Origin of the sequence: Rhodoferax sp. GW822-FHT02A01, assembly GCF_038784515.1 — a bacterium.
Classification (GTDB): domain Bacteria; phylum Pseudomonadota; class Gammaproteobacteria; order Burkholderiales; family Burkholderiaceae_C; genus Allorhodoferax.
Genome location: NZ_CP152376.1, coordinates 5,309,341 through 5,330,603, shown reverse-complemented (window position 1 = coordinate 5,330,603; position 21,263 = coordinate 5,309,341). Strand labels below are relative to the sequence as shown.

Here is a 21,263-nt window from a genome sequence, read left to right as displayed (position 1 = left end):
TATCTTTTTAGCAGCCTGAATTGTGCCTTCAAACCAAAACCCTCTCGGCGCGCTGCCAGCGCGCTTTCGTCGCCAGCGTGTATTGATTGTGGGGTGTGGAGACGTGGGTATGCGTGTGGCCAGGCATCTGGAGGGCAGGGCACGCGTGCTGGCACTGAGTTCCTCGCCGCAGCGATTCGACGCACTGCGTGCCAGGGACATAGTCCCGCTGACAGGCAATCTGGATCGTGCCGCCACCTTGGCGCGTTTGGCCGGTCTTGCAGACCGTGTGGTGTATCTGGCCCCCCCGCCTACCGAAGGCTGGCAGGACCCGCGTGCCGTTGCCTTGCTGCGTGCGCTGCGTCTGCGGGGCTTGCCCGTACAACTGGTGTACGGTTCCACCAGCGGTGTCTATGGCGACTGCGCAGGCGTATGGGTGGACGAGACCCGACCCACCAGTGCTACCACCCCACGTGCCCGCAGGCGTGTGGCAGCGGAAGAGAGCGTGCGCTTCTTCGGGCGCTCCACGGGCGTGCGCACGCAGATACTGCGCATCCCCGGCATCTATGCGCCGGACCGCGAAGGCGGCACGCCCGAAGCGCGCCTGCAAAAGGGCACACCGGTGCTCTGTGCCGAGGACGATGTCTACACCAACCACATCCATGCCGATGACCTGGCACGCGCATGCCTGGCTGCGCTGTGGAAAGGCCGGCCGCAAAGGGTTTACAACGTCAGTGATGACACCGAAATGAAGATGGGTGATTACTACGACTGGGCGGCAGACCATTACCGACTGCCGCGTCCCCCGCGGGTGCCCCGCGACGGCGCCCAGCGCCAATTGCCGGTGATGTTGCTGAGTTTCATGAGCGAGTCGCGCCGTCTGGTCAACACCCGCATGAAACAGGAGCTTGGCCTGCGGCTGCGTTATCCCTCGGTACGCGAAGGCTTGCAGTAGTACCCGTAGAGAGCCTTCCAGACCAGCCAGCTGGTGAACAGCGTGATGGGAAAAGCCCAGAGCACGTCACTTAGCCAATGGGCCACGTCGGCCATGCGGGCAAAGCCGATCACCAGTCCGGCTGCAATGCCGGCCGCAGCCCACAGTCGCTGGCGGCGCCTGTGTACCAATCCGAGTGAAACCAGGAAGACGCCGCAGGCCACATGTCCGCTGACGAATGAACAGTTGTTGTCACACTGGTCGGTGATGATGGCCGCCCGGGTGAACTGCTGGCGGCCACCAAAATTCTGCACCTGATAAGGGCGGGCGCGCTGCCAGTTTTCCTTGAACACCCAGTTCACGACCATGCCCGGTCCCAGGATGCCGGCAATCACCACGAATGCCAGCGGCAGTCGCCAGGTGCGCCAGCGTGGCTTGAGCAGGGCCACAACCCAGGCCAACCAGAGTAGGCCCAGGCAAACCCGGAACAGGGCAGGGACGTAGTCGTTGATCAACTCCACCCACCACCAGTGCACCGGGTGGATCATGGCGGTGGGGCCCGTGAAGATGGCTGCAGCCCTAAGGTCCAATGCCGTCCAGATGGTGGGAATCAGTGCCACCACCACGCTGGCAATCAGCACACCGGCAAACAAGCCGGGCGTTTTGTTGCCGGGAGGATTGGACGCGAAAGGTGAACGCATGGTCGTGAAGCAGATAGTTCGAAGCGGAAGAACGGGAGGGGCTATGCTAACCTCTTGCGGAACTTCAACTGCTCTCTCCTTCCGTGCTCCCTCCCTGGCTTGTCCATTACCGGCGCGATGCTCTGAGTAGCGACTTGATGGCTGGCGTCATCGTCACCATTCTGGTCATTCCGCAAAGCCTGGCCTACGCCTTGCTGGCAGGTCTGCCACCGCAGGCAGGCCTGTACGCAAGCATTTTCCCGGTGGTCGCCTATGTGTGGCTGGGGAGCAGCTCGATCCAGGCTGTAGGTCCGGTGGCCATTACCTCCATCATGACGTTTGCGGTGCTCAGCCCGTTGGCCACACCTGGGAGCCCCCAGTACATCGCGCTGGCTGCAGGGTTGGCTCTGTGTTCCGGCGTTCTGACTTTGGTGTTTGGAATCTTCAGGCTAGGCTTTCTTTCCCAACTGCTCAGTCGCCCGGTTGTGAGCGGTTTCATTTCAGGCTCCGCGGTGCTGATCATCATCAGTCAGCTCAAGTTCATGCTGGGCATTCAGGTAAAGGGGGACAACACCTGGCAAACACTTCTGTCCGTGCTGTCGAATTTCGGACAGAGCAACCCGGTGACGCTGCTGTTTTCGGGCATTGCACTGCCGTGGTTGCTATTGTCCCGCTATGGACTGGTACGGATGGCCGTGCGCATGGGCATTGCCAAGACAAAAGCCGAGGTATGGGTGCGCGTGATGCCCTTGATCGTTTTGGGCACCGCCAGCCTGCTGGTTGTCGGACTGAATCTGGACAACGCCCATCATGTGGCAGTCGTAGGTGCAGTTCAGGAAGGGCTGGGCAACATCAACCTGTTCCTGCCCGACGTGGGTTCCCTGCAGCAATTGCTCACACCGGCTCTGATCATGGCCTTCATCGGCACTGTGCAGAACATCACCATGGGGCAGGCGCTGGCGGCCAAGCGGCGCGAGCGACTGGATCCCAACCGCGAACTGGTAGGTTTGGGCGCAGCCAATGTGGTGGCGGCGTTCTATGGCGGCATGCCGGTGGGAGGCGGCTTGTCACGTACGGCCATCAACCTGGCCGCCGGTGCACGCTCTCCGCTCGCTGGCCTAGTGTCTGCGCTCAGCATGCTGCTGATTGTGCTGGCGGGTACCCACTGGTTTGCCCGTATGCCGCTGGCTGTGTTGGCTACCAGTATCGTGGTGGCGGCCATCAGCATGATTGACCTCAAGGCCCTGCGCCAGGCCTGGTCCTATGACCGGGCCGATGCCTATGCCTTGTTGGGAACGGCCGCCGGCGTGCTGCTGCTGGGGCTGGAGATGGGTATTGCCACCGGCATCCTGTTGTCGTTGATCACGCTGCTGGTGCGTGCCAGCACACCGCATATTGCAGTGATAGGGCGCATTGTCGGCACTGAACATTTCCGTAACGTCGAGCGCCACGGCGTGGAGACCATTCCTGGTGTGCTGTTCCTGCGGATTGATGAGAGCCTGTTCTTCGGCAATCTCAACGCAGTGGAGGACCGGCTCGTCGCCGAGTTGCAGAAAGACGCGCGCATCAAAGACCTGGTGCTGATCATGAGTGCGGTGAACCGGGTGGACACCACCGCCATGGAGGTGCTTTCCGACCTGAATCAGGATCTGGCAGCACGCGGCATTCGTCTGCATCTGGCAGAGGTAAAGGGGCCCGTCCAGGATCGTCTGCTGAATACCCCGCTGTGGCAAAGCCTGTCGGGCAGGGTGCACCTTTCGGTAAATAGGGCTTTCGAAATGCTTGCTGCCGAAAAGATTGCAGATGCCGGCTTGTATGTGATTTAGCCCGCGCAGCGCGCAATTGCTGCAGGTTCGGATTTTGCAAGTCGCGGTGGATTGGCCTGAAGGCCGGCAATCAGCATGTCCACCATGCCAGGCGCGCAGGTCGCCAGGTCAAACGACTGGGGCGCAAAAAGCCACTCGCTCATCGTGCCAGCCATGAAATTGCTGATGACCTGATTGGCCAGCACTACGTCCGTGTCAGGCGGCAGGTGCCCTGCAGCGACAGCGCGTGCCAGTGCGGTTTCCACCTGTGCCAGGCACTCCTCGCGCTTGGCGCGCTTGTTTTCCAACACGGTGATCATGGGGCCAATGTGCTCGCATCGATGAAACATGATGTTGAACACGCGCTGCTGCTCGGGTGAGTGGGCCAGATTGGTCAACACCTGTACACACATGTTTCGCAGCGTTACCAGCGGATTGGCGTTGGCGGCCTGAAGCAACTCATTGAGCATGGACTCCATGGGGAACATGGCACGCGTAAACATCGCCTGAAGCAGATCGGCCTTGTCGGTGAAGTGCCAATAGATTGCGCCCCGAGTCAGACCCGCTGCAGCTGCAATGTCATTGAGTGTTGTTTTTGCAACACCATTTTCAAAAAATACCTGCTCCGCTGCATCCAGCAATGCCGTGCAGGTGAGTTGGGCATCGTCTTTCTTCTTGCGGACCATGTTGTTTCCTCGTCGTCATTGTATTTTCGCATACTCCCCGATGTAACAAACATTCACGAATGTATGTAATACTAGGTCATCGAAATTCAAATGCCTTGATCTATGACAACAGAACCACGCTCAAACTCTATGACTGACGATCGTCTCCTTCTAAACGGGCATCCTAGCTGGATAACCACCTTGGTGCTGGCAGCGCTCCCCATGGCCCTGGTTGCGTGCGGGAAGTTCTCCAGCGCACAAGCCGGTCCCGGCGGTGCCATGCCTTTGCCCGAAGTCGCGGTCATTACCGTGCAGGCCAAAGACCAGGCCGTCGACATGGAGTACACCGGACAGACCGCCGGCTCACGCGAAACCGAAGTTCGCGCCCGGGTTGGCGGCATCCTGAACAAACGCCTGTACGAAGAGGGCGCCGTGGTGCAAGCCGGCACGCCCCTGTTCCAGATTGATCCAGCCAGCTACCAGACGCAACTCGCGTCTGCGGAAGCCGCTGTCGCCATGGCCGAAGCCAAGGCTTCTCAAGCGCGTCGCGAATATGCCCGTCTGGCGCCTCTGGTTGCCGACAAGGCGGTCAGTCAGAAGGAATACGACGACAGCAAGTCCGCTCTGGAAACCGCCGAAGCCAGCCTGAAGCAGGCCCAGGCACAAGCCAACGAAGCACGCCTGAACCTGGGTTACACCCGGGTGGTGGCGCCCATTGGCGGTACAACCGGAGTCGCCAGCAAGTCCGAAGGCAATCTGTTGACCACCGCAGACAGTCTGCTCACCACCATCGTGCAGACCAATCCCATGTACGTGAACTTCAGCGTGTCCGAAGGTGACATGCTGCGCTTGACCAAACAGCTCAAGGCGGGACAACTGGCGGTGCCGGGCAAGAAGGCCAGCAATGGCAGCTTAGGCTTCACCGTGAGTGTCAAACTGTCAGACGGCAGCAGCTATCCACGTACCGGCAAGTTGAACTTTGCCAGCGAACGCATCAATGCCCAGACCGGTAGCTTTGATGTGCGGGCAGAGATCCCCAATCCCGACGGATCGCTGCGTCCCGGACAGTTCGTGCGCGTGAGTCTGGGTGGGGCCAGCCGCCCGGCGGCCCTGGCCGTGCCCCAGCGCGCCATCATCGACAGTCCCTTCGGAAAGATCGTCTTTGTTGTCAACAAGGAAGACAAGCTCGAACCCCACCCGGTGGAGCTGGACGGCTGGTCGCAAGGTCAATGGATCGTGACCAAGGGCCTGAAGGATGGTGATCGTGTGCTGGTTGATGGTTACATCAAGGCGCATGACCCCGGCATGCTGGTCAAGCCGGTTCCCTACGTGCCGACGCCTGCAGATGGCGCGGCTGTCAAGCCATCAGCCGCTGCGCCTGCCGCCGCCGCTTCTGCAACTGCTGCGGCCAAGTAGGGAGCCACGCACACATGTTTTCCAAGTTCTTTATCAATCGCCCGATCTTTGCAACGGTTTTGTCGTTGTTTCTGGTCCTGGCGGGGCTGGCCGCCATGCGCGTGCTACCCATCTCGCGCTACCCGGAAATTTCGCCACCCGTGGTGAACGTTCGGGCCATTTATCCAGGCGCTTCAGCTGAAGTGCTGGAAACCACCGTGGCCGCCCCTATCGAGCAGTCCATCAACGGCGTTGAAAAGATGCTGTACATGGACAGTACCTCGTCGGGTGACGGTGCGGTTTCCATCAACGTGACTTTCGACGTCGGTACCGATCTGGACATCGCTGCGGTGAACGTCAACAACCGCGTCAACCAAGTGCTGAGCAAGCTGCCGCAGGAAGTTCAACGCCAGGGCGTGACCGTGGCCAAGAGCTCTGCCAATTTCCTGGTGGTTGCCGCGCTGTATTCGCCGGATGACCGTTACGACGCGCTCTACATCTCCAACTACATCACGCAAAACGTGTTGGACCCTATCAAGCGGGTACCCGGAACCACCAACGTGCAAATCTTTGGTGCCAAGGACTACGCGATGCGGATCTGGTTGCGGCCTGACCGTATGGCGCAGATGGGAATCACCGTAGGGGACATCTCCAGCGCAGTGACTGAGCAGAACGCGCAGTACGCAGCGGGCAAGATCGGTGCGCCACCCAACAACACCGAAGAGCTGACGCTGACCGTGACCGCCAAAGGCCGTCTACTGGAGCCTGAGCAGTTCGAGAACATTGTTGTTCGCAGCGGCACCCATGGCTCGGTAGTGCGCCTGAAGGACGTGGCCCGTGTCGAACTGGGTTCTAAGGATTACAACTTCTACGGGCGCGTGAATGGTCATCCGGCAGTGCCTGTTGGCGTGTTCCTGCAGACCGGTGCCAATGCACTGGATACGCGTGCAGCCGTTGAATCTGCACTGGTAGCGCTCAAGGCCAAGTTCCCCGAAGGTCTGACCTATTCCACACCCTACGACACAACGCCGTTTGTGTCGGAGTCCATCCACGAAGTGGTGAAGACACTGGCAGAAGCCATGGTGCTGGTGTTTGTGGTGGTCTATCTGTTCCTGCAGAGCTGGCGCGCCACCATCATCCCCACGCTGGCCGTGCCCGTGTCGCTCATCGGCACCATGGCCGGTCTGCATCTGCTGGGCTACAGCATCAACACGCTGACCCTGTTCGGCATGGTGCTGGCCATCGGTATCGTGGTGGACGACGCCATCGTGGTGCTGGAGAACGTCGAGCGCTTGATGCACGAAGAGAACATGACGCCCAAGGCGGCCGCCATCGAGGCCATGCACGAAGTGACCGGCCCGGTGATTGCCATCGTGCTGGTGCTGTGCTCGGCCTTCATTCCGGTCGCCTTCCTGGGCGGATTGGCCGGGGAGCTGTATCGCCAGTTCTCCGTCACCATCACTATTGCGGTGGTGTTGTCCGGCATTGTGGCGCTGACGCTCACACCGGCCTTGTGCGCGGTGTTTCTCAAGCCGAACATGGAGCGCAAGAACAAGTTCTTTGACTGGTTCAACAGTGCTTTTCACCGCCTCACTGGCCGCTACATCTCGGGTGTTGCGTTCTTCCTGAAGCGTGGCGTGCTCGGTCTGGCGCTGTTCATTGGCATGGGCCTGCTGACCGGAGTGCTGTTCAAGATCGTGCCCGGTGCATTGGTGCCGGACGAAGACCAGGGTTACTTCATTGGCGCAGTCATCCTGCCGGAAGGCTCGTCGCTGGAGCGTACCAACCAGGTGGTCAAGAAGGTTGAAGCGGCCATGAGCCCCAACAAGAACATCGACACCGTTTTCAGCCTGGTGGGTCTGAACTTCCTGGGCGGCGGCGGCTTGAAGTCGTCCGCAGCCACCATGTTCTTCCCGCTCAAGCCCTGGGATGAGCGCAACCAGTCTGCCAAGGATCTGGTGATGGAAACCTACATGAAGACCGGCGGCATCAAGGAAGGCCTGCCCCTGGCGTTCTCGCCACCGGCCATCCAGGGTCTGGGTCAGACCGGCGGCTTCGAGTTCTACCTGCAAAACAAGGGTGATGGAGGCGTGCGCCGCCTGGCGCAGATGCTGCCGATCTTGCTCGCAGAAGCCAACAAGCAGCCCGAACTGCAGGGCGTCAAAACCCTGTGGCAAGCCAATTCGCCGCAGCTCTATGTCAATGTGGATACCGAAAAGGCACGCTCCATGGGCATTGCGCTGGCCGATATCTACAACACGCTGTCTGCCACTTTGGGAAGCTACTACGTCAACGACTTCAACAAGAGTGGACGTATCTACCAGGTGCTGATGCAAGCCGAAGGCAACTTCCGCTCCAAGCCGGATGACATCGGGGCCATCTACGTACGATCCAACACGGGCCAGATGGTTCAGATCCGTACGATTGCCGAAGTGAAGTTTGTCAGCGGACCGGATTCGGTTCAGCATTTCAACGCGCTGCCCTCCATCCAGATTCTGGGCGACCCCAAACCGGGCTACAGCTCGGGCCAGGCCATTGCTGCCATGGAGCGCGCGGCTGCCAAGGTGCTGCCAGCTGACATGAGCTACGACTGGGGCGGTACCGCCTTCCAGCAAAAGCGCAACAGCGGCTCCAGCACACTGGCGCTGACTGCAGGCATCTTGATGATCTTCCTGATCCTGGCGGCGCAATATGAGCGCTGGTCACTGCCGTTCTCGGTCATTCTGGCGCTGCCGTTCGGTATCTTCGGCGCTTTGTTGGCGGTGTTCTTACGCAATTACACCAACGATGTGTACTTCCAGATCGGTCTGGTCACCTTGCTGGGGCTGTCGGCCAAGAACGCGATTCTGATCGTCGAGTTCGCCATGATGAAAGTGCACGAAGGCCTCACCCCGGTTGCCGCTGCATTGGAGGCCGCTCGTCTGCGCTTCCGCCCGATTCTGATGACCTCCATGGCCTTCATTCTGGGTGTGACACCGCTGGCGTTTTCCACCGGCGCAGGTGCGGCAGCGCGCCAGTCCATCGGTACCGGCGTGCTGGGCGGAATGCTGGCTGCCACCTTCCTGGCGGTGTTTCTGGTTCCGTTGTTCTTCAAGCTGGTGAACGATTGGAACTTCCGCTCCACACCTGATGACTACAAATACCAGAACAAGCCCGCTCATGGGCCGGATGTCCACTATGTTGAATAAGCCACGTTTCACCTTTGCCGTCTCGGTATTCGCACTTGCCATGCTTACGGCATGTGCCAGCCAGACGCCCGGTACCACGCCCTACAGCCGCCCGGAGCTGACGTTGCCCGCTGGCGATGCGGCTGCCAAGGCGCAGGACCTCAAGACCTGGTGGAAAGGTTTTGCCGACCCGGTGCTGGATGCCCTGCTCGACGAGGCAACCCGCAACAACCAGGACCTGGCGCTGGCAACGGCCCGACTGGCCGAAGCGCGCGCCTCCCTGGCGCAAAGCCATGCCAACTTGTATCCCACGGTTGACCTGAACGCCAGCGCCACGCGCAGGCGCAGCAGCGAGAACGCCGCCACCTTCAGTCCGGGTGCCGATCCGGTGTCGGAAGACCGTCAGCTGGGGCTGACGGCCAGTTACGAGTTCGACTTCTGGGGCAAGTACGCCCGAGCCGACGACGCAGCCCGTGCCCGTCTGCTGGCCCAGTCGGCTAGCCAAGGCGCGGTTCTTACCACGCTGTATGCCAATGTGGCCCAGAGCTACTTTGCCTTGCGCGCCCTGGATACCCAGACTTCCCTGGCCGAGCGCACGCTTGCCACTCGGCAGGAAAATCTGCGCCTGCAAAAGCGCCGCTTTGATGCCGGTGTGGTGGGTGAGCTGGACTTGCGCCAAGCTGAGTCGGAGGCCGCCAGCGTGCTGGCTACCCTGCAACAGGTACGCCAAAGCCGCAGCAGCGCCGAGAGCGCTCTGGCCGTACTGGTGGGCCGTCAACCAGCTGACATCGTGAAGCCGGTTCTGGCGCGGGGTGCTGATCTGAGCGCGCTGTACGCGGCGCAGGCCGTACCCGCAAACCTGTCTTCGGACATCCTGTCTACGCGCCCCGACGTTGTGAGTGCGGAGCAAAACCTGATTGCCGCCCATGCGGACATCGGTCAGGCGCGCGCGGCCTACTTCCCCAAGCTGAGCCTCACGGCCAATGTGGGGCAGCAGTCCAAGGACATGTCCACACTGTTTGATCCTGCTTCCTTGTTCTGGAGCATGATTGGCAACCTCACGCAGCCTATCTTCCGCGCCGGTGCCATCGACGCCCTGGTGTCCGCTGCCAATGCACGCCAGGAGCAGGCCGTGGCGCAGTACACCCAGACGGTTCAAAACGCCTTCAAGGACGTGCACGACGCCATGAATAACGTGGATGCTGGCCGCCAGCTTGTTGAAAGCACCACCGTGCGCATCAACGCACTGCGCGAAACGCTGCGTCTGGCTGATCTTCGCTACAAGGCAGGCTACACCGGCTACCTGGAAGTGCTCAATGCCCAACGTGACCTGATGCAGGCCGAATCGGGTCTGATCGACGTGCAACGCAACCAGCTCACTGCTGTGGTCAACCTATACAAGGCATTGGGCGGGGGCTGGGATTCCACCTCGATCCAGTCCGCAGCCCGCTGAACGACAGGAAATCGCGCTATGTAAACGGCGCGTAAACCACCTAAAAAATCCCCCTAATTTGCACCGTTATGGTGCAAATTAGGGGGATTCCCCTTTTGTGCTGCATGGATTTGTGCGCCTTGCACCGACATGTGCCATAATCCGGGTTAACCCTAATACAGGGTAAACCCGTAAATTCATCATGCACTCCATCTATTCCATCTGGTTATTGGTTCGTTCCGCCGCTCGTGCGCTTGGACGTGGGTCCGACCGCATGGACCAAATCGATGCCGAGTTGTACCTCGCCGGCTCCAACTCCATTGCCGAGCTCGAACTTCGCGAACGCGACTGGCTGCTTAGCCACTAACTTTTTCTTTTGTTGTAAATATCATGTCTATCCTTTTGTTTTTGAAATCCCTGTTTGCCCAACCCACGTTCACCAGCGGTGAGCGCGTCAATCTGATCCTGGGCGGTTCTGTTGCCCGTACTGACGGTTACGTCGTCGGCCACGCCGAAGGTGGCGTGCTGGTCGAGTGGCCGAAGGGCGGCGCCAGCGTGGTCAACGCCAACAACCTGTCGTTGATCGGCTAATTGCCCACCGGTGGTTTTCTGCGTCGCCACAGTCTGACCACCATATAAGCCACCACGGCGACATTCCCAACCAATACCATCGCATTGGTTGCAGTGGTGTGCTGCATCAGGTGTTCCACCTCAAACGGTAGATACACCGTCCCTGAAAGAGCCGCCAGCCATTCGGCCCAGGCGCGATCTTTCCACAGCCCATACCCCTCGGTGAACCGGATCGCCGCATAGCCCCAGGCCAGCAATACGGCCTGGCGCAGGTCTGCGTTGCCCAATATGTCGGCATAGTTCAGCAGCATGCGCGGATAGTGCGCATCCGGATCCAGGTGAAAGTGCCCGATCAGGGCATAGGCCAGATGCCGAACGTCCCGGTGTGCCAGGCTCAACAAACCCAAGCTAGCAACCAGCGCCGCCACGCCTTTGATGGCCTCGAACAAGGCTATGGCGTGGAGGGCGGTGTTCTTCGGCTGGGAGGACGGTGCGTTCATGCTTTCATTTGAACAAAAGCCCCTGACTCTTGCGAATCAGGGGCTTTTAAGAGTGGTGCCGGAGAGATGAATCGAACACCCGACCTTCTCATTACGAATGAGCTGCTCTACCGACTGAGCTACACCGGCACGAAACCCAGCATTATACCGATGCGTAGTAGCTGGCCGCGCGCTCCACTTCGTTCTTGGAACCCAGAATCACGCTGACGCGCTGGTGCAGCTTTTCGGGCTGCACGTCCAGGATGCGCTGCTTGCCGGTGCTGGCGGCGCCACCGGCCTGTTCGACCAGCCAGCCCATGGGGTTGGCTTCGTACATCAGGCGCAGCTTGCCGGCCTTTTCGGGTTCGCGCTTGTCCCAGGGGTACATGAACACGCCGCCGCGGGTCAGGATACGGTGCACGTCGGCCACCATGCTGGCAATCCAGCGCATGTTGAAGTCCTTGCCGCGCGGGCCTTCCTTGCCTAGCAGGCACTCGTCTATGTAGCGCTTGATCGGCGTGTCCCAGTGGCGCATGTTGCTCATGTTGATGGCAAATTCCTTGGTGTCCTCGGGAATCGTCACGTCGCGCTGGGTCAGCACAAACGAGCCTTGCTCGCGGTCCAGGGTGAACATGGAAACGCCTTGGCCTACGGTCAACACCAGCGTGGTCTGTGGGCCATAGATGCAGTAGCCCGCAGCGACCTGCTTGCTGCCGGCCTGCAGGAAGTCCTGCTCCGACACGCCCACACCTTCAGGTTTCTTGAGCACGCTGAAGATGGTGCCAATGCTGACGTTTACGTCGATATTGCTGGAGCCGTCCAGAGGATCGAACAGCAGCAGGTATTCGCCCTGTGGGTAGCGGTTGGGCACCACGTGGATGCCTTCCATTTCCTCGCTGGCCATCGCTGCCAGATGGCCGCCCCATTCATTGGCCTCGATCAGCACATCGTTGGCGATGATGTCCAGCTTCTTCTGGATCTCGCCCTGGATGTTTTCGTTCTCGCCTTCGGACACGCCCAGCACGCCGCCCAAGGCGCCCTTGTTCACGGCCAGGCTGATGCTCTTGCAGGCGCGCGCCACCACTTCCAGCAGCAGACGCAGTTGCGCCGGAATGGCGCCATCTATACGTTGCTCTTCGACCAGAAAGCGGGTCAGTGAAATTTTGGGTGCCATATTCAGTCTCCTTGATTGGGGGAAAGTTTTACCGCCGGGCCGCCCCAAGGTAAAACGCGGCCCCCTTGGGGGGCAGAGAGCCACACACAGTGGGCGAACGTGGGGGCCATATCAGTCGGCGAGCGCACGTTCAACCACTTCACGCACGTCGTTGCTCAAGTCAACCTTGGCTGCAACGCGCTTGAGCGCTTCACAGGCTGCGCTACGGTAGGGTTCCGCCAGGCGTTTCCAACGGTCCATGGCGCGCGCCAGGCGGGCCGCCACTTGCGGGTTGGTGGCGTCGAGCTCCATGACGCGCTCGCTCCAGAACACATAGCCCGCCGCATCCGCACGGTGAAAGCCACCCGGGTTGCCGCTGCAGTAGCTGAAGATCACACTGCGTGCGCGGTTGGGGTTGCGCAGGTTGAAGTCGGGGTGCGTCATCAGCTGGCGCACGGCGGGCAGCACATTGCCACCGCGGTCCGGTGCGCTGGCCTGCAGGGCAAACCATTTGTCCAACACCAAGGCTTCGTCCTTGAACTGGCTGTAGAAGCGTGCAAGGGCAGGTGCTGCATGCGCATGCCCAGCGCTCACCAGAGCCTGCAGTGCGTTGAAGCGGTCGGTCATGTTGCCCGCGTCCTTGAAGCGCTGCAGCGTCTTGCCCGGCCATACGGCATCACGGGATTCGGTGGATGCCAGGCACAGGAAGGTGAGGGCCATGCCTGCCAGCGCGCGGCGTCCGCTGGACAGCGGGTCAGGGCGGTAGGCGCCGTTGTCCTGGTGCTCGGCATAGGCCCATTCCCAGTCGGCGAACAGCGCGCGTGCCAGTTGCAGACGCATGCTGTCGCGCACCGCGTGGATGCGCTGCGGGTCGACCAGATCGAGCTGCTCGGCGATGTAGGTTTCGGACGGCAGCGTCAGCACGAGTTCCTTGAAGGCCGCATCCAGTGTGGGATGGCGCAACACGGCGCGCATGGCGGCGATGTAGGCATCGTTGAGCACGCCACTGGTATTGCCCGAGGCAATGGCCGCAGTGGCGCTGCGCAGGGCCAGGCGCTGTCCGGCTTCCCAGCGGTTGAACGGGTCGTTGTCGTGCGCCAGCAGCGTGAGCAACTGCGCATCGCTGTAGTCAAAGTCCAGCACCACGGGCGCCGAGAAGCCGCGCAGGATGGAGGGCACAGGTTCTTCAGCCACGTTTTCAAAGGTGACTGATTCACTGGCTTGTGAGAGCACGAACAGATAGCTGTCGCTCGCCGTAGTTGTGCCCTGCAGCTGCAAGGGCAGGGCTGCGCCAGTTTGCGCGCCGACAAGGCCCAGGCTCACCGGAATGACAAACGGCAGCTTTTCCGGTTGACCCACCGTGGGTGCGCAGCTTTGGCTGAGATGCAGCGTGTAGGTCTTGGCTTCTGCGTTGTATTCGCCGCGGGCAGCCACGCGGGGTGTGCCCGCCTGGCTGTACCAGCGCTTGAACTGCGGCAGCAGCGCAGCCAAAGGGGAGTCCGAGTTGGCGTCGGCAATGGCCTGCGCAAAGTCATCACAGGTCACGGCCTGGCCGTCAAACCGCTCGAAGTACAGCGTCATGCCTTTGGCAAAACCGGCCCGCGAGGTGAGCGTCTGCATCATGCGCACGACTTCCGCACCTTTTTCGTAGATGGTGACGGTGTAGAAGTTGTTGATCTCGATGTAGCTGTCGGGCCGCACCGGGTGCGCCATGGGGCCTGCATCTTCCGGAAACTGGGCGGTGCGCAGCACACGCACGTCTTCGATGCGCTTGACCGCGCGGGCCGACGGATCGGCGCACAGGTCCTGCGAGAATTCCTGGTCGCGGAAGACGGTCAGGCCTTCTTTCAGCGAGAGCTGGAACCAGTCACGGCAGGTGATGCGGTTGCCGGTCCAGTTGTGGAAGTACTCATGACCCACCACGCTCTCGATGTTGCTGTAGTCCACATCGGTAGCTGTGGCCTGGTTCGCCAACACGTACTTGGTGTTGAAGATGTTCAGGCCCTTGTTCTCCATGGCACCCATATTGAAGTCGCTGGTGGCCACAACCATGAAGCGCTCCAGGTCCAGCGGCAGGCCAAAGCGGGCTTCGTCCCATGCCACTGAGGCCATCAGCGAGTTCATGGCGTGTTCGGTCTTGTCCAGGTCGCCGGGGCGCACATAGACCTGCAGCAAATGGTCCTTGCCAGCACGCGAGGTGATGCGCTGCTCGCGCGCCACCAGTTGGCCGGCCACCAGGGCAAACAGGTAGCAGGGCTTCTTGTGCGGGTCCACCCACTTGGCAAAGTGGCGTCCGTCTTCCAGCGCGCCTTGCTCCACCAGATTGCCGTTGGACAGCAGCACCGGGTACTTGGCTTTGTCGGCGCGCAGTGTGACGGTGTAGCTGGCCATCACGTCCGGGCGGTCCAGGAAGTAGGTGATGCGGCGGAAACCTTCAGCCTCGCACTGGGTGAAGAAGGAGTCGTTGCTCACGTACAGACCCATGAGCTTGGTGTTCTTGCCTGGGTTGCAGGTGGTGAATATCTCCAGCGCGAACGGCTCGTTGCCTTCGGGCAGGTTTTCCAGCACCAGCTTGTCGCCATCCATCTTGAACGAAGTGCCCTGGCCGTTGACCAGCACACGTGCCAGGTTCAGCTCTTCTCCGTCCAGCCGCAGCGCCTGGGCGGGCACGTCGGGGTTGCGGCGCAGCGTCATCTTGTTGAGGACACGGGTCTTGGCCGGGTCCAGGTCAAAGCACAGGTCTACCGTGTCAATCCAGAAGGCCGGGGCACTGTAGGCCTCGCGCAGAACAATGGCGGGCGCCTGCGCGCCACCATCGTCTTTAGAGCTTTGCAGCATGGAGGTTCTCCAAAAAGTTATTGTTCAAAAGTTCGGTGTAATCGCCTACCGCAGCGATCACGTGAGGTCCGGCCAATTCGGCGGCGCTGTGGCCGCTGCAAATGGCAACCGCGCGCATGCCGGCGCGGCGCGCGGCTTCTATGCCATGCGGTGCGTCTTCAAAGACGATGCAGTTGGCAGGGGCGGTCTGCAGTCGCTGGGCTGCGGCCAAGAAGATCGCAGGTTCGGGTTTGCCGGGAAGGCCTTCGTCGCCACGCGCTACCGCCTGGGGCGGTACTTCCAGCGCCAGATGCTCCATCACGAAGTTCAGGTTGTGAATATCCCCTGCCGTGCCCACGCCAATCTTCAGGCCGCGCTGGCGGGCCTGGGCTTCAAACTGCTTGAAGCCCTTGATCTCAGTAAAGCGTGGCCCGAACAGCTCGCGGTACAGCGACTCTTTCTCATGCAACAGAGCCAATGCCTCGTCTTCAGCCAAGTCCTGGCCCAGGAGCATGCGCACGCACTCCAAGCCGGTGGCGCCGGTCACACGGCGCATCAATTCGGCGGGTTCGATGTCGATGGAGTGTCGTTGGGCAAAGTCGATCCAGGTGCGTGCATGCCAGGGCATGGAGTCCACCATGGTGCCGTCCATGTCGAAAATCAAAGCCTGAACCATCACACGCCTTGCTTCAAGGAAGCCTCAATGAACACGTCCAGATCACCATCCAGCACCTTCTGTGTGGCCGAGACTTCGACGTTGGTGCGCAGGTCCTTGATGCGGCTGTTGTCCAGCACGTAGCTGCGGATCTGGTGGCCCCAGCCCACGTCGGTTTTGGTGTCTTCCAGCTTCTGCTGCTCGGCCTGGCGCTTGCGCAGTTCAAAGTCGTACAGGCGGCTGCGCAGGCGCTTCCAGGCGACGTCGCGGTTGCTGTGCTGGCTGCGGCCGTCCTGGCACTGCACCACGATGCCGGTGGGGATGTGGGTCAGGCGCACGGCCGAGTCGGTCTTGTTGATGTGCTGGCCGCCGGCGCCGCTGGCGCGGAAGGTGTCCACCCGCACGTCGGACGGGTTGATGTCGATCTCGATGCTGTCGTCAATTTCCGGGTAGACAAACACGCTGGCAAAGCTGGTGTGGCGTCCGCCGGAGGAATCGAACGGGCTCTTGCGCACCAGGCGGTGCACACCGGTCTCTGTGCGCAGCAGGCCAAAGGCGTATTCGCCTTCGATCTTGATGGTGGCGCTTTTGATGCCGGCGGTGTCGCCATCGGTCAGGTCTTCCACCGTGGCGGTGAAGCCCTTGCGTTCTGCATACTTGAGGTACTGGCGCAGCAGCATGCTGGCCCAATCGCAAGCCTCGGTACCACCAGCGCCAGCCTGGATGTCCAGGAAGCAGGGCAGGGGGTCTGCCGGGTTGTTGAACATGCGGCGGAATTCCAGCCCTTCGATGATGGCGGCGAGCTTGGCGGTTTCGGCTTCGATGGTCTTGAGTCCGTCCTCGTCGCCATCTTCCTTGCTCATCTCATACAGCTCGGTGTTGTCGGCCAGCTCGCGATCCAGGTCGGTGAGCGTGACGACGACACCGTCGAGCATCTTCTTTTCCTTGCCCAGTTCCTGGGCTTTCTTGGGGTCGTTCCAGACCGTAGGGTCTTCTAGCGATGCATTGACGGTGCGCAGGCGCTCGGCTTTGGCATCGTAGTCAAAGATACCCCCGTAAATCGAGCGCACGGCGGCCCAGGTCTGCGAGGGTGGTGCCGATGAGGTTGATGCGTTCTACGTCCATGATGATTCTGTCCTGATTCTGTAATGCGGGATTAACCCGGCATTTTCTCATGCCCGGGGCATGCGCCTCAGGCGATGAAGCGCTCCATCACTGCCGCCACCCGTTCCGGCTGGTCGTGGTGCAGCATGTGGCCGGCGTTTTCGATGTGCTCCGTCTCCAGCTGGGGGACGGCTTTCATGCGCTCCTGGAACTCCTGCAGGCCGTAGCTGCCTTTCCAGAACAGCTCCATGCTGTTGTCGCTGGCGATCAGGTTCAGCACGGGTGCGGTGATGTTGCGGTACAGCGCCAGCGCCTCGTCCACCCGGTACAGGTTGGCGCTGGTGATCTTGTGGGCGGCATGGCCCAGGATCTCCCAGCGGCCCTGCGCGTTGCGGCTGGACCAGTGGCTGGCCAGCCATTCGGCCTTGTCACGGGAGAGGCGCGGATTGGTCTTCATCAGCCGTTGCGCCACACCGTCCAGACTGTCGTAGCTGCGCAGTTCGCGCTGCCCCAGGTGCAGGGCCTTGAGTTCATCGATCCAGCGCGCGTAGCGCGTGGGTGCCTGCGCAGCCACAGTGGCCGGCATGCCAAAGCCTTCCAGATTGACCAGGCGGCGGATGCGCTCGGGGCGCACACCCGCATAGGCCATCACCACATTGCCGCCCATGCTGTGGCCCACCAGGTTGACGGGTTGGTTGGGCGCAAAGTGATCCAGCAAAAAGTCCAGGTCCGCCAGATAGTCGGCAAACACGAAGTGGTCCACATCGCCCGCCTGGGTGCGGCCAAAGCCGCGCCAGTCCGGCGCAATCACATAGTGGTCGGCAGACAGCGCATCCACCACGAACTGGTAGCTCGCGGCCACGTCCATCCAGCCATGCACCAGCACCAGCGGCGTCTTGCCCGCTGCGGGTTCACCCCAGACCTGGACGTGGTATTGCAGTGTCCGGATGGGGACATGGGTACTTTGGGCGATGCGTTTGACTTGGTACATTCGGGCAATCATAAGGAGAGCCACAGTGCCCAGCCGTCAACTCCGAGACAAAACCCCATCCCGTACCCCGACACCATCCGGCACCCTGCCCGAGGGCTATCGCAGGCTGCACAGCGCGTTTCGCTGGCAGGTGCCCGAGCGCTTCAATATCGCCCAGGAGTGCAGCGCGCGCTGGGCCGCCCAGCCCGCAGCAGCCCGGCGCATGGCCATCCGCACGTTTGCCAACGGCACCGTGCAGGCGTCCTACAGCTACGCCCAGTTGCAGGAACAGGCCAACCGCCTCTCCAACGTGCTGGTGGCAGCAGGCGTGCGGCGTGGTGACCGGGTTGCGATTGTCATGCCCCAGTGCTTTGAGACGGCAGTGGCCTATATCGCCGTGCTGCAAATGGGCGCGGTGGCCATGCCGCTGTCGCTGCTGTTTGGACCGGAGGCGCTCGGCTACCGGCTGGAAAACAGCGAAGCTGTAATGGCCATTGCCGATGCCTCTGCATTGGCGAGCCTGCAGCAGGTGCGCGCAGAGTGCCCGCAGCTGCGCTGCGTGATCGGCGTAGGTGCCCAGGACGTCTTGCAAGGCGGCGCGCAACTGCATTTTGCAAGCAGCTTAGCCCAGGCCTCGCCCGTATTTGAAGTGGTGGACACTGCGGCAGAAGACCCGGCCATCCTGATTTACACCAGCGGCACCACGGGGAACCCCAAGGGCGCCTTGCTGCCGCACCGTGCCCTCATCGGTAACCTGACCGGCTTCATCTGCAGCCAGAACTGGTTCGGCTTTGATGGCCAGACCAACCGCAGCTCCAAAGCCGTGTTCTGGAGCCCGGCGGACTGGGCCTGGACGGGCGGGCTGATGGATGCCTTGCTGCCCACGCTGTACTTCGGCTGCACCATCATTGCCCAGGCTGCGCGCTTCGATCCGCAGACCGCCTTGCAACTGATGGGCCACTGCGGCGTGACGCATACTTTTCTGTTTCCCACCGCCATCAAGGCCATGATGAAAACCTGCCCCGGCACCGCATCTGCCACGGTGCAGAAGCAGTACAAGCTGCGGCTTGAAGCACTCATGAGCGCGGGCGAGGCCATGGGCGACGCCGTGTTTGCCTACTGCGAGCAGCAAATGGGCGTCACGCCCAACGAAATGTTCGGCCAGACCGAGATCAACTACATCGTAGGCAATTGCGCGCGGCACTGGCCGCCGCGCGCCGGCAGCATGGGCATGGGTTATCCGGGCCACCGTGTCGCCGTGATCGACGAAGACGGCAACGAGTGTCCGGTTGGCGTGCCGGGCGATGTGGCGCTGAATCGCTTCGATGTCCACGGCCAGCCCGACCCGATCTTTTTCCTCGGCTACTGGAAGAACGAGGCCGCAACCCGCGACAAATTCACCGGCGACTGGTGCCGCACTGGCGATCTGGCGGTGCGTGATGCCGAGGGCTATCTCTGGTACCAGGGCCGCTCGGACGATGTGTTCAAGTCCTCTGGCTACCGCATTGGCCCCGGCGAAATCGAAAACTGCCTGGTTAAGCACCCGGCAGTCGTCAACGCCGCCGTGGTGCCCAAGCCGGATGCCGAACGGGGTGCGGTGGTCAAGGCCTATGTGGTGTTGTCTGCCGACGTGGCGGCATCCTGCGGCAACAGCACGTCTGCGCGTGCCGACCTGCATGCCCGCCTCACCGCCGAGCTGCAGTCCCATGTAAAGGGCCTGCTGGCACCGTACGAATACCCCAAGGAAATCGAGTTTGTTGATGCGCTGCCGATGACCACCACCGGCAAGGTGCAGCGCCGCGTCCTGCGCTTGCAGGAAGAGGCGCGTGCCAAGGGACTTGCCGGTTAGTTGAGGCGCAGGCTTTCGCGATTGGCAGGCAAGCGGGGAGCGGCGCTTTGTGCGCCTCCCAGCTTGAAGACGGACACGGTGCTCACCAGTTCACCCGCTTGCGCCTTCAGGCTGCTGGCTGCGGCGGCAATCTGCTCCACCAGTGCGGCATTCTGCTGGGTGGTGCGGTCCATCTGCGTCACGGCTTCGCCGACCTGAGCCACACCCAGTGACTGCTCGTTGCTTGCTGAGCTGATCTCGCCCATCATGTCGGTCACGCGGCGGATGGATACCACCACTTCATTCATGGTGGTGCCGGCCTCGTCAACCAGGGCAGATCCCTGTTCAACCCGTTCCACGCTGGCATTGATCAGGTTCTTGATCTCCTTGGCCGCCTCGGCGCTGCGCCCGGCCAGCGAACGCACTTCGGATGCCACCACGGCAAACCCGCGGCCCTGTTCTCCAGCGCGTGCCGCTTCCACCGCCGCATTGAGCGCCAGGATATTGGTCTGGAACGCAATGCCATCGATGACGGAGATGATGTCGGAGATCTTGCGCGAAGAGTCGTTGATCTCCTTCATGGTGTTCACCACGCGGCCCACGACGTCGCCGCCACGCGCTGCTACGCTGGATGCACTGGCTGCCAGCTGGTTGGCCTGGCGCGCGTTGTCGGCGTTGTGCTTGACCTGCGCGCTGAGCTCTTCCATGGACGCGGCAGTTTCTTCCAGGGCGCTGGCCTGCTGTTCGGTTCTGGCGCTCAGGTCATGGTTGCCCTGGGCGATTTCCGAGCTGGCAGTCTCTACGCCTTCGGAGCCCTGACGCACCCGGTCCACCACCTGGGCCAGGCTTTGTCGCATGGCCTCGAGCGACTGCAGCAGCTCGGCGATCTCGTCGCGGCCACTGGCGTTGAGTACATGGGTCATGTCACCCTTGGACATCTCCTGTGCCGCCAGCACGGCATCCGCCACGGGCTTGGTGATGGCACGTGAAATCAGGATGGCCAGCACAGCTCCTATGCCCAGTGCTGCCACCAGCGCGGTGATGATCGTGACTTTGCCGGTGGTTACCACTTTCTGGGTATCGGCCCAGACGGTTTCCGCTTCCTTGGCGTTGAAGTCCGCAATCGTCCCCATGTCTTTCATGGCGGCCTCAAAGGGCTTGCCCACCTGGTCGCGAAACATGTCCTCTGCGGCACTGGCGTTGTTCACACTGGACAATTCCAGCATCTTGGCGTCGGCGGCGGCCCACTCCGCCAGGTTCTTCTTGAAGCTGGAAAAGGCCTTGGCTTCTGTTTCCGAACCAAATACCGCCGATGCCTTGCCGTCCAATGCTTCCATTTGCTTGCGCGCGTCGGCAATGAGTTTTTCCTGCTCTTGCTTGACGTTGGGGTCGGAGGCCAGCAGGTGCATGGCTTCGGCACGGCGCACGTTACCCAGCATGCCACTCAGTGCCGCGGTGTATTGCACGCTGGGCAGGTTGTTGGTGGCAATCTGCTCGGTCTTGACGGACAGGTTGGACAGCTGGAACAGCGCCATGGCACCCAGTACCAAGGTCAGCGCCAGCACACTGGCAAATCCGAGGGTCAACTTGGTCCCGATCTTCAGGTTGGAGAGATTCATATTGGCGGCGT

Annotated in this window: 16 protein-coding genes and 1 tRNA gene; 7 read left to right on the top strand and 10 right to left on the bottom strand. The window is 61.3% G+C overall.

All coding sequences use genetic code 11. The annotated features are described in order from the left end of the window. Positions 1–22 precede the first annotated feature (22 nt). Positions 23–934 carry an SDR family oxidoreductase gene (locus AAGF34_RS25145; protein ID WP_342618447.1) on the top strand — a complete coding sequence of 304 codons (912 nt, stop codon included), beginning with the start codon at positions 23–25 and terminating at the stop codon, positions 932–934. Here the strand turns inward: AAGF34_RS25145 and AAGF34_RS25140 are convergent. Further along, on the bottom strand, positions 904–1,614 hold the full coding sequence (locus AAGF34_RS25140; protein ID WP_342618446.1) for a phosphatase PAP2 family protein: 711 nt from the start codon (positions 1,612–1,614) through the stop codon (positions 904–906). The genes AAGF34_RS25145 and AAGF34_RS25140 overlap by 31 nt on opposite strands. A gap of 137 nt (positions 1,615–1,751) precedes the next feature. On the opposite strand from AAGF34_RS25140, the gene AAGF34_RS25135 reads away from it, so the two are divergent. After that, complete coding sequence (locus AAGF34_RS25135; protein ID WP_342618445.1) at positions 1,752–3,419, top strand: SulP family inorganic anion transporter; 1,668 nt, start codon at positions 1,752–1,754, stop codon at positions 3,417–3,419. Here AAGF34_RS25135 and AAGF34_RS25130 read toward each other — a convergent pair. After that, the gene (locus tag AAGF34_RS25130) at positions 3,416–4,084 is read right to left on the bottom strand and encodes a TetR family transcriptional regulator (RefSeq protein WP_342618444.1); all 669 of its coding nucleotides are present in this window, start codon (positions 4,082–4,084) and stop codon (positions 3,416–3,418) included. The two genes, AAGF34_RS25135 and AAGF34_RS25130, sit on opposite strands and share 4 nt — an antisense overlap. 201 nt (positions 4,085–4,285) lie before the next feature. Between AAGF34_RS25130 and AAGF34_RS25125 the strand changes: the two genes are divergently transcribed. The 4 genes from AAGF34_RS25125 to AAGF34_RS25110 all read left to right on the top strand — a co-directional run bounded on the left by AAGF34_RS25125 (position 4,286) and on the right by AAGF34_RS25110 (position 10,648). Next, the gene (locus AAGF34_RS25125) at positions 4,286–5,479 is read left to right on the top strand and encodes an efflux RND transporter periplasmic adaptor subunit (protein WP_342618443.1); all 1,194 of its coding nucleotides are present in this window, start codon (positions 4,286–4,288) and stop codon (positions 5,477–5,479) included. 14 nt (positions 5,480–5,493) lie between these two features. Next, positions 5,494–8,646, top strand: a complete 3,153-nt coding sequence (locus AAGF34_RS25120) for a multidrug efflux RND transporter permease subunit (RefSeq protein WP_342618442.1) — start codon at positions 5,494–5,496, stop codon at positions 8,644–8,646. Continuing rightward, complete coding sequence (locus tag AAGF34_RS25115) at positions 8,636–10,078, top strand: efflux transporter outer membrane subunit (RefSeq protein ID WP_342618441.1); 1,443 nt, start codon at positions 8,636–8,638, stop codon at positions 10,076–10,078. Before AAGF34_RS25120 ends, AAGF34_RS25115 begins: the two co-directional genes overlap by 11 nt. Before the next feature lie 369 nt (positions 10,079–10,447). Beyond that, positions 10,448–10,648, top strand: a complete 201-nt coding sequence (locus AAGF34_RS25110) for a hypothetical protein (protein WP_342618440.1) — start codon at positions 10,448–10,450, stop codon at positions 10,646–10,648. Here AAGF34_RS25110 and AAGF34_RS25105 read toward each other — a convergent pair. The 7 genes from AAGF34_RS25105 to AAGF34_RS25075 all read right to left on the bottom strand — a co-directional run bounded on the left by AAGF34_RS25105 (position 10,645) and on the right by AAGF34_RS25075 (position 17,826). After that, the gene (locus AAGF34_RS25105) at positions 10,645–11,127 is read right to left on the bottom strand and encodes a DUF2127 domain-containing protein (RefSeq protein ID WP_342618439.1); all 483 of its coding nucleotides are present in this window, start codon (positions 11,125–11,127) and stop codon (positions 10,645–10,647) included. The two genes, AAGF34_RS25110 and AAGF34_RS25105, sit on opposite strands and share 4 nt — an antisense overlap. 53 nt (positions 11,128–11,180) lie before the next feature. After that, positions 11,181–11,256 (bottom strand) — tRNA-Thr (locus tag AAGF34_RS25100). 13 nt (positions 11,257–11,269) lie between these two features. Further along, positions 11,270–12,280 (bottom strand): class 1 fructose-bisphosphatase, encoded by a 1,011-nt coding sequence (locus AAGF34_RS25095; protein WP_342618438.1) that lies wholly within the window; start codon positions 12,278–12,280, stop codon positions 11,270–11,272. A gap of 111 nt (positions 12,281–12,391) precedes the next feature. After that, positions 12,392–15,097, bottom strand: coding sequence for an aminopeptidase N (gene pepN / locus AAGF34_RS25090; RefSeq protein WP_342618437.1), 2,706 nt, complete (start codon positions 15,095–15,097; stop codon positions 12,392–12,394). Then, complete coding sequence (locus AAGF34_RS25085; RefSeq protein ID WP_342618436.1) at positions 15,081–15,752, bottom strand: HAD family phosphatase; 672 nt, start codon at positions 15,750–15,752, stop codon at positions 15,081–15,083. Before AAGF34_RS25085 ends, pepN begins: the two co-directional genes overlap by 17 nt. Further along, a protein-coding gene (prfB, locus tag AAGF34_RS25080; protein ID WP_342618435.1) for a peptide chain release factor 2 occupies positions 15,752–16,856 on the bottom strand; the annotation gives its coding sequence in 2 pieces (ribosomal slippage) (positions 15,752–16,774 and positions 16,776–16,856; 1,104 coding nt in all). The genes AAGF34_RS25085 and prfB overlap by 1 nt, the downstream gene beginning before the upstream one ends. Positions 16,857–16,923: 67 nt before the next feature. Continuing rightward, entirely contained in the window at positions 16,924–17,826 is a 903-nt protein-coding gene (locus tag AAGF34_RS25075) for an alpha/beta hydrolase (protein WP_342618434.1), read from the bottom strand. A 106-nt stretch (positions 17,827–17,932) separates the two neighbouring features. Here AAGF34_RS25075 and AAGF34_RS25070 point away from each other — a divergent pair, with 106 nt between their 5' ends. Further along, positions 17,933–19,654, top strand: coding sequence for an AMP-binding protein (locus AAGF34_RS25070; RefSeq protein ID WP_342621179.1), 1,722 nt, complete (start codon positions 17,933–17,935; stop codon positions 19,652–19,654). On the opposite strand, the gene AAGF34_RS25065 is transcribed toward AAGF34_RS25070, so the two are convergent. Next, positions 19,651–21,252, bottom strand: a complete 1,602-nt coding sequence (locus AAGF34_RS25065) for a methyl-accepting chemotaxis protein (protein ID WP_342618433.1) — start codon at positions 21,250–21,252, stop codon at positions 19,651–19,653. The genes AAGF34_RS25070 and AAGF34_RS25065 overlap by 4 nt on opposite strands. Positions 21,253–21,263 lie beyond the last annotated feature (11 nt).